At 42.9% G+C, this 8,173-nt stretch carries 8 protein-coding genes; 5 read left to right on the top strand and 3 right to left on the bottom strand.

The window, feature by feature from the left end:
- Positions 1-289: 289 nt before the first annotated feature.
- A complete protein-coding gene (gene hemA, locus ABIC84_RS22985; protein ID WP_429265064.1) occupies positions 290-1,516 on the bottom strand; it encodes a glutamyl-tRNA reductase in 1,227 nt (408 codons plus the stop codon).
- 168 nt (positions 1,517-1,684) lie between these two features.
- On the opposite strand from hemA, the gene ABIC84_RS22980 reads away from it, so the two are divergent.
- Together ABIC84_RS22980 and ABIC84_RS22975 are read left to right on the top strand one after the other, a co-directional pair.
- Positions 1,685-2,074, top strand: a complete 390-nt coding sequence (locus ABIC84_RS22980; protein WP_429265063.1) for a DoxX family protein — start codon at positions 1,685-1,687, stop codon at positions 2,072-2,074.
- Positions 2,075-2,284: 210 nt separating this feature from the next.
- The gene (locus tag ABIC84_RS22975; RefSeq protein ID WP_426584909.1) at positions 2,285-3,811 is read left to right on the top strand and encodes a GNAT family N-acetyltransferase; all 1,527 of its coding nucleotides are present in this window, start codon (positions 2,285-2,287) and stop codon (positions 3,809-3,811) included.
- A gap of 136 nt (positions 3,812-3,947) precedes the next feature.
- Here ABIC84_RS22975 and ABIC84_RS22970 read toward each other — a convergent pair whose 3' ends face one another.
- Both ABIC84_RS22970 and ABIC84_RS22965 read right to left on the bottom strand, forming a co-directional pair.
- Positions 3,948-4,208 (bottom strand): hypothetical protein, encoded by a 261-nt coding sequence (locus ABIC84_RS22970; RefSeq protein WP_429265062.1) that lies wholly within the window; start codon positions 4,206-4,208, stop codon positions 3,948-3,950.
- Positions 4,209-4,497: 289 nt separating this feature from the next.
- Entirely contained in the window at positions 4,498-5,313 is an 816-nt protein-coding gene (locus ABIC84_RS22965; protein ID WP_426584913.1) for a DUF6597 domain-containing transcriptional factor, read from the bottom strand.
- 167 nt (positions 5,314-5,480) lie between these two features.
- Here ABIC84_RS22965 and ABIC84_RS22960 point away from each other — a divergent pair, with 167 nt between their 5' ends.
- The 3 genes from ABIC84_RS22960 to ABIC84_RS22950 all read left to right on the top strand — a co-directional run bounded on the left by ABIC84_RS22960 (position 5,481) and on the right by ABIC84_RS22950 (position 8,137).
- Positions 5,481-6,311 carry an alpha/beta hydrolase family protein gene (locus ABIC84_RS22960; RefSeq protein WP_429265061.1) on the top strand — a complete coding sequence of 277 codons (831 nt, stop codon included), beginning with the start codon at positions 5,481-5,483 and terminating at the stop codon, positions 6,309-6,311.
- Positions 6,312-6,389: 78 nt separating this feature from the next.
- Positions 6,390-7,388, top strand: a complete 999-nt coding sequence (locus tag ABIC84_RS22955; protein ID WP_429265060.1) for an MBL fold metallo-hydrolase — start codon at positions 6,390-6,392, stop codon at positions 7,386-7,388.
- A gap of 137 nt (positions 7,389-7,525) precedes the next feature.
- Positions 7,526-8,137 carry an RDD family protein gene (locus ABIC84_RS22950; protein ID WP_426584919.1) on the top strand — a complete coding sequence of 204 codons (612 nt, stop codon included), beginning with the start codon at positions 7,526-7,528 and terminating at the stop codon, positions 8,135-8,137.
- Positions 8,138-8,173: the final 36 nt, after the last annotated feature.

Here is an 8,173-nt window from a genome sequence, read left to right as displayed (position 1 = left end):
ATTGAACCTAAGAAACGGAAAAAAGCAGCCTTTGAGATTGTTTACGACATATTCAATCCCTTAGGTTAACGGATATGGTGTTGTCACCAACAACCTTTCCTAACCATAGGTTCTTGTAAATTACCGAAATTTTTCGTTACTTATGGGATAGGCAATCGCCGGTGTGAGGAGTTGTTGGTGACAACACCAACAACGGCGAGATCAATTCTTAAATTCAAGAAATTTTGGTTCAGACAAACGCAAACATTCTGTCAATCCTCAAATTCTGTAAATTCTGATTCAGACAGTTTTAGTTTTCATTGATCAATATATCTTTCGCCATAACCATGGGTACGCTGATATATTTTTTCTCCATGTAGTTGATCACCTTTTCCAGGATCTCGCGCGATTGCTCGTCCAGGCCCTGTACCTCATCGGCAAAAACCGAGTTGATGGCGGTATTGCGGATCTCCTTGATTTTTTCGGGTACCTGGCGCATAGCTACCTCAATACGGCGCTGTTTAAGCTGCTGTATAAATTCGGCTATGTTTTGTTCAATAATAGCTTCGGCATGTACCAGTTCGTGGTAGCGTTCCTGGAGGTTCTTTTTGGCAACCTCGTTAAGGGAGTGTACTTCGATAAAGTTAACCGGGAATTGCTCTAATACTTCGGGAGCTGTATCATTTGGGATGGCAAGATCCACAATAGTTTTGCGGCCGGTTTCGCCGTTTAACAGCGATTTATAAATTTCGGCGGTAATGATGGGCTCAACTGCGGAGGTGCAGGTAATAATAGCATCAAAACCTTTATTGTATGTTTTCAAAGCTTCAAGGTCAAACGCTTCGCCACCCAGATCGGCAGCTAATTTTTCGGCATTGGCCACTGTACGGTTAAATACCGCGAAGTTTGAAAATTTATGTTTTTGAAGATATTTAGAAATATTACGGTTGGTTTCGCCTGCGCCGATGATCAAAACACGGGCATTTGAACAAAGATTAAGGTCTTTTAGCTTGCGGTAAGCCAGCGAAACAACTGAAATTGGATTTTTGGAGATGCTGGTATGCGTATAAACTTCTTTGGCTGTTTTTACCACGCAGTTCATGATCATGCGCATGGCATCGCCGGTTAGGCCTGCCTCTTTGCAATGTTCATAGGCCTTACGCAACTGGGCCAGGATCTCCTTTTCGCCCACGATCAAACTCTCCAGCGAACATGAAGTACGCAACAGGTGTACCATAGCTTCCTGGTCTTCATAAATAGACGCGCTATCCATAAAAGTACTCAGTGAATCATGGCAAAGCTCTGTGTTAAAGGCTTCTATGAATTTTTTGGCAAAATCTTTGTCAACAGATTGTGGGGTTGTCATTACAAATTCCACACGGTTACAGGTAGCCAGGTAGAAGATCTCCGGGATATTGAACTGCTTTTTAACCTGTGCAAGTTTATCTGTCAGATTTTCCTGGCAAACCACCAATCTACCCAATTCCTTCAGTTCAATCTGTTTGTGCGTAAAAGCTATTACCTTTAGATACTTCAAAGCAGTTTTAAAATTTGACCGAACAAAAGTATCACTATTCGGCACATGCAATGTCAACACTTTGTCAAACAGGCTTATTTGGAATGGTTATAAATTGTAAAAACGGCTTGTTTTGCAGTATTTAAACTGTTTTGCAATACGTATCACAAAATATTTGTAAATTAAAACATGGATAAGTATAAAAAAATAAGCCTGGTAATACTCATGGCGTTTTACGTGCTTGCAGGCCTTAATCACTTCCGTGATCCGGACTTCTATTATGCCGTAATGCCCAATAACCTGCTTTATCCTGAGACAGTTAACCTCCTTGCAGGGATTGCCGAAATTTCATTAGGGTTGTTACTTATACCATCCAAAACACGGTACTGGGCTGCCTGGGGAATAGTTTTAATGTTGATCGCCTTTTTGCAGATCCACGTGAGCATGGCATTTAAAGCACCAATGAAGTTAAATTCCATAACAGTTACACCTTTTTTGGCATGGTTGCGCTTAGCACTGCAGTTTGTACTGATATATTGGGCCTGGTGGCATACCTCTGATCGAAAGAAAATAGCCTAAACCAAAATGGGCTTTGGCTGTTGGGAAGATGAGGCAGGGGCGATGAGCTGACTCACCCGGCCGACGCTTCGCTGGGCCACCCTCTCTATGCTCTGCATAAAGAGGGTAAAAAATAAATACCCTCTTTGCGAAGCAGAGAGGGGTGACAAGCGCAGCGATGTCGAGGTGCGTAAATGCCGCTCTGCCCAAAAACGATACAACAAATTATATATGGATCTGCAAAGTATTGAAATGCGTAACCTGGAAGTACAGGACTACCAGGAGCTTAAAAAATCAATGAAATCGGCCTATATGGATATGGATGAGGACTATTGGGACGCCAATTCTATCCGTAAGCTAATCAAAATATTCCCCGAAGGGCAGATCTGTATCACCGTTAACGATACGGTTGTCGGCTGTGCGCTGGCCATAATTGTTGATTACCAAAAATTTGGCGATAACCACACTTACAAGCAAATAACCGGCGACAGCACGTTTAAAACCCATAATGATAAGGGTGATGTGCTTTATGGTATTGATGTGTTTATCCACCCAAAATATCGCGGATTACGCCTGGCACGGCGTTTATACGATGCCCGTAAGGCACTTTGCGAAAAGCTGAACCTGAAAAGTATCATAGCCGGCGGCAGGATTCCCAACTATCAAAAGTTTCAGAACGAGCTTACGCCCCGCCAGTATATTGATAAGGTAAAGTATAAAGAAATTTATGATCCTACGCTTTCCTTCCAGTTATCAAATGATTTTCACGTACGTAAGGTGTTGAGAAATTATCTGCCCGAGGATAGTCGCTCAAAAGGTTTTGCCACGCTTATTGAGTGGAACAATGTATATTACGAAGAGGTAAGCGATGCCATTAATCATAAAACGGTAGTGCGCATTGGCCTGGTGCAATGGCAGATGCGATCGTACAGTAACATTAGCGAGTTGATGAAACACGCCGAATATTTTGTTGATGCCGTGAGTGATTACCAGGCCGATTTTATCCTGTTCCCCGAGCTTTTCAATACACCGCTTATGGCCGATTACAATCACATGGATTCGGCCAAGGCCATGCGTGAACTGGCCAAATATACCCAACCCATTATCGAGGAGTTTTCAAAACTGGCGGTTTCCTACAACGTAAACATCATAGCAGGCAGTATGCCTTATATTTTTGAGGAGTCGTTGTATAATGTTTCCTACCTGTTCAGGCGGAATGGGAGTATGGAAGAGGTATACAAAATTCACCCAACCCCGGCCGAGATCAGCTCATGGGGGATGCGTGGTGGCGATGAAGTGAAAGTTTTTGATACCGATTGCGGCAAGGTTGGCATCCTGATTTGTTATGATGTAGAGTTTCCGGAACTTTCGCGCATTTTGGCCGGTCAGGATATGCAGATCCTGTTTGTGCCCTTTCTTACCGATACGCAAAATGGCTATAACCGGGTTAAGTTTTGCGCCCAGGCCCGTGCCGTGGAAAACGAATGCTATGTGGCCATTGCTGGCTGCGTGGGTAATTTGCCCAACGTAAATAACATGGGTATCAGCTATGCACAGTCGGCAGTGTTTACACCATCGGATTTTGGCTTTCCAACCAATGGTATCCAGTCGGAAGCTACACCAAATACCGAGATGATCGTAATTGCTGATGTTGACCTCTCATTGCTGGATGAGCTGCATGAGTATGGCAGCGTGCAAAATATCAAAGACAGGCGCACGGATTTGTATAACATTACTTTTAATGGGAAGAGGGTGTAAGGGAATAGTTTTAAAAAGTATAATAAGAAGCGTCATTGCGAGGTACGAAGCAATCCCCTATTGGCAGGTTCGCTCTGTATAGTTCGGGATTGCTTCGTACCTCGCAATGACGATATTTATGATGTTGCCGCTTGTTTTAAATTTTGTGGTTGCTGTTAAAAGAATCCCTGAATATTTTCCAGCCGGCTTTCGTGAGCTTCCACAACTTTAAATACTTTCCATCATCAATTACTTTACCATTTGGGTCAAAAACCTGCCAGGTACCATCCTCGGTGACGAATGCCTTTCCATCACCATAAATATTGGCCGTTTGGAACTTTACCCCTTTCACTTTTCCTGCAACAAAAGTGTCATCAAAATCTTTCCGGAGAGCCTTCTTCCCTTTTATAGTGGGCATATTGGGCGCTAACAATATGGCGTCATCGGTATAAAGGGTTACAATTGAAGCGTCACTTTTTGCAAATAGCTCGTAATAAAGTGTATTCGTTTTTTGAATAGAATTTTTGATCTGCTGTAAGCCGGGATTATTTGCCTAGGCAATGCCGCTTTTATACGTTAAAAAAAGACACAGGCATATAATTGCTGCAGTTAAGGTTTTTTGTTTCATAATCCTTTAAATATTGAATGAATAATTAAAGCGAAACTATATCCTTAGAATGGCTCAAAATTGTAAAAATCGGAACAGCTTAATTATTGAGCACCGCGGAAAAATCGGTTGAACTTTCGGGCGAAAACCGGGAAGGGAGCGACCCGGTAAAGAATTTAAAATCCTTTATAAAATGTGACTGATCAAAGTACCCGCACTCATAAGCGATGGAGGTGAGCGATAGTTTGTTTTCGGCAACCCGGTAAAGGCTTTTCTGAAACCGTGCTATCTTAGTGTACAAATTCGGGCTGAGCCCGGAGTAGTTTAAAAATATTTTCTGAAGGTACCGGGAGGAAAGACCGTATTTAGCTGCCACTGTATTGATATTCTCCAGAAAATTCTCTTTGCTTAAGTCAAGCATGATGTTGTTAACCAGCTTTAGCCTGCTGAATTTCGGCCCTGATGCTAACAGTCTTTTCGTCAGAAATTCTTCCACTAAATCTATTCTCCGGTCCGGCGTTTTGGCCTCCATTAATCTCAAATGTAAAAAAGCAGCTTCCTTTCCTCCCAACTCTTTGAAATCAATAACATGGTCATTAAATTCTTCTATCGGCTCATTGAAAAAGCAGGCAGCCGTATGGGTAAAAAAACGGATCCCAAACATACAGTGCTTACCGTATGATGTAAAGGTAAATGGCTGTATGGTTTGCCCCCACAACTGAATGTCGGGGCTGGTTACCAGTTCGCCATTTTTTATTTGTTGAGGGCCATCCGCTCCCAGGTTGAATAAGATCTCGATAGCGCCGGTAGCAAACACCTTGTCATCAGTCATAACAGGAATATCTGTTTCGCACACAAAATAGCATTGTATGAAATCTTTTAGTATGCCATGAGGACGGTATTCGGTATAGCGCATGTCGACTGCAATCTGATATATTCAAATTTAATATAACTGTTTGGATGATTTTGCTTTTCAGGGTTAAATAAAATCTGCGAAAAGCCTGAAAGGAAAATAAGGCTTCGGCTCAGTTGCACTGATTTATTTCAATAACATTTTCGGCCTTTAATACTAAATTAGCCGCCATGATCAGGAAAGATAATTTCACCCTTCCCGGCGCTAAAGGGCGGCCAATGCTTATCGATGTTACTTATGATGATGTTTTTAAAAATACACCACTGGTAATTTTTGCACATGGCTTTAAAGGCTTTAAAGATTGGGGTACGCATGATCTTTTGGCCCAATACTTTGCCGAAAAGGGTTTTCGTTTCCTGAAATTTAACTTTTCGCATAATGGCACAACGCCCACCAATCCCTTGGATTTTGCCGATCTGACGGCCTTTGCTGATAATACGGTCTCTATTGAACTGGAAGATCTCGACACGATCATTGACTTTGCCTGCAGCGGGGCGAGTATGCCTATGGCCAATGGTGTATACCTCATAGGGCACAGCATGGGCGGCGGTGTAAGTATTATCAAAACTGCCGAAGACAGCCGGATTAAAAAGCTGGTAACTATGGCTTCGATATCCGGTTTCCGGAACCTGTGGCCTAAGCAAATAGAACAGCAGTGGCGTTTGCAGAGCGTTTTTTACTTTGAAAATAAACGTACCGGGCAGCAAATGCCTGTTAAATCAACCCTGTTAGATGATCTTGACAATCACCCGCTGAGGCTGGATATCATCAGGCAGGCAGGTTTAATAAAACAGCCATGGCTCATCGTTCATGGTGATGCCGATTCTACGGTACCTGTAAGCCATTCCCTGCAGTTGCATGAAGCTAATCTTACTGCGGAATACATAGTGCAAAAAGGCGCAGATCATATTTTTGGCGGCGAACATCCTTTTACCGGAGATGCTTTGCCGGCCCAGCTGATTGAGTTTTGTGATACGGCAATATCATTCTTAAGTAAATAAAGGTTGAGCTGTTTCAACCAATCGTAACTTTTTTACGTTAGTTATATCATACCTGATATTAGTACTATAATTGTTGTTATGAGTTTACCCGCATCGCGAAAAAAAGGACGAAAATATCTCAATACGATACCTACCGACGAGGCCGGCTTTGGTAAAATGATCCCCATTTTAAGGGAGTACATGAACAACAAGGCCGAAAATACGCCTAAGAAAACTTTAGGCCCTTTTAAAACAGATCTATCGGTTTACAGTACTCCGCCCGCATCGGGTTTACGCATTACCTGGATAGGCCATTCCAGTATCCTGATTGAGATTGATGGCAAGCGCATCCTTACCGACCCGGTTTGGAGCGAGCGGGTTTCGTTTTCGCAATCATTCGGGCCGAAGCGGTTTTTTCAGCCGCCGATAGCTTTGGAAGATCTGCCCCCGTTGGATGCCGTGATCCAGTCGCATGATCATTATGACCATTTGGATAAGGCTACCATTAAGTTTTTTGCGGATAAAAACATCCCTTTTTTCTGTTCGATAGGGGTAGCGCAGTATTTAACCAACTGGGGCATGGCTGCCAACTTTATTACTGAAATGGATTGGGGCGATAGCGCCATGATCGGCAATGAAATTGTACTTACGGCAACACCCTCACGCCATTTTTCGGGCAGGGGCATTGTTGGGCGAAACGAAACATTGTGGTCGTCGTTCGTGATCAAAGGTCCGCAGCATAATATTTACTTTGGCGCCGATTCGGGTTACTCGCCCGAATTTAAGGCGATAGGAGAGGCTTTTGGTCCGTTTGATTTGACTATGCTGGAAATAGGTGCTTACGGAAAATTCTGGCCGGATATTCATATGGGGCCTGATAATGCTTCAAATGCCCATCTCGATCTGAAAGGCAAATTGATGATGCCCATCCATTACGGTACGTTTAACCTGGCCCCGCATGCCTGGTACGAGCCTATTGAATGGCTAACCGCTATGGCAAAACAAAAACACATCGATTTATTTGTACCCAAACCTGGTGAGCCAACCGAAGTAAAAGGTGCCTATAATTCTGATTGGTGGAAGGAATATTTATCTTAGAAGAATAAAAAACAATAAAAAACATGTCATTGCGAGCGTAGCGTGGCAATCGCACGGAGGCAGGTCCCGCCCTGTATAGTATGCGATTGCTTCGTCGTGCCTCCTCGCAATGACATAGTTATGTAATCGACCATTCCATGTCCCAATCCTACATATTAGTTATCAACGGTAAACCCGAAGGCCCGTTTACCATTCCCGAGCTCAAAACGCGCGGCATCAAACCCGGTGATTTTGTTAAAACCGATGATATGGTGGATTACAAGGAAGCCAATGAAATAGCTGAATTAAGAGAACTGTTTGGCTTTGCCCGTCCTAAATTACTCATGCAGTACTACGGCAGTTTTGATCAGCGCTGGCTGGCTTCGGCATTAGACTGGTTTATCCTATTTGGCGTTTTTGTATTGCTTGCAGCTATGGCAGTGTTCCTGTTCATTACGGATAAGCAGGCGCGGATTTATACTTCTATTGGTATAGTAGCTTTTACGCCCATAGGCAAATTTATTTATCATGTGATAATGGAAAGCTCAGCTAAGCAAGCCACTTACGGCAAGCAAATGCTCAAAATAAAAGTAGTTGATATGGATGGCAACAGGATCAGTGTTGGCAAAGCCATAGGCCGTAACCTGGCTAAAATATTTTCGGTATTGACCTTTTTTATCGGCTATCTGATGGCATTTTTTAATAAACAGCAACAGTGTTTACATGATATGATAGCGGGGACACTGGTGATTAAGGATAGGTTGGTGTAGACACGCTTTGAACATTAACGTTTAATGTTTAAATTT

The sequence above is a fragment of the Mucilaginibacter sp. 3215 genome (assembly GCF_050433785.1).
In the GTDB taxonomy this organism is placed as follows: Bacteria; Bacteroidota; Bacteroidia; order Sphingobacteriales; family Sphingobacteriaceae; genus Mucilaginibacter.
The sequence above is the reverse complement of the archived record's forward strand: the minus strand, read 5'-3'. Positions and strand labels throughout refer to the sequence as shown.

What these genes read in the sequence shown, in the direction of transcription:
- ABIC84_RS22975 (WP_426584909.1), top strand. Translation starts at nt 2,285, where the DNA reads ATGGATCTGCAAAGTATTGAAATGCGTAACCTGGAAGTACAGGACTAC.
- ABIC84_RS22950 (WP_426584919.1), top strand. Translation starts at nt 7,526, where the DNA reads ATGTCCCAATCCTACATATTAGTTATCAACGGTAAACCCGAAGGCCCG.
- ABIC84_RS22970 (WP_429265062.1), bottom strand. Translation starts at nt 4,208, where the DNA reads ATGCCCACTATAAAAGGGAAGAAGGCTCTCCGGAAAGATTTTGATGAC.
- ABIC84_RS22965 (WP_426584913.1), bottom strand. Translation starts at nt 5,313, where the DNA reads ATGCGCTATACCGAATACCGTCCTCATGGCATACTAAAAGATTTCATA.
- ABIC84_RS22980 (WP_429265063.1), top strand. Translation starts at nt 1,685, where the DNA reads ATGGATAAGTATAAAAAAATAAGCCTGGTAATACTCATGGCGTTTTAC.
- ABIC84_RS22955 (WP_429265060.1), top strand. Translation starts at nt 6,390, where the DNA reads ATGAGTTTACCCGCATCGCGAAAAAAAGGACGAAAATATCTCAATACG.
- ABIC84_RS22960 (WP_429265061.1), top strand. Translation starts at nt 5,481, where the DNA reads ATGATCAGGAAAGATAATTTCACCCTTCCCGGCGCTAAAGGGCGGCCA.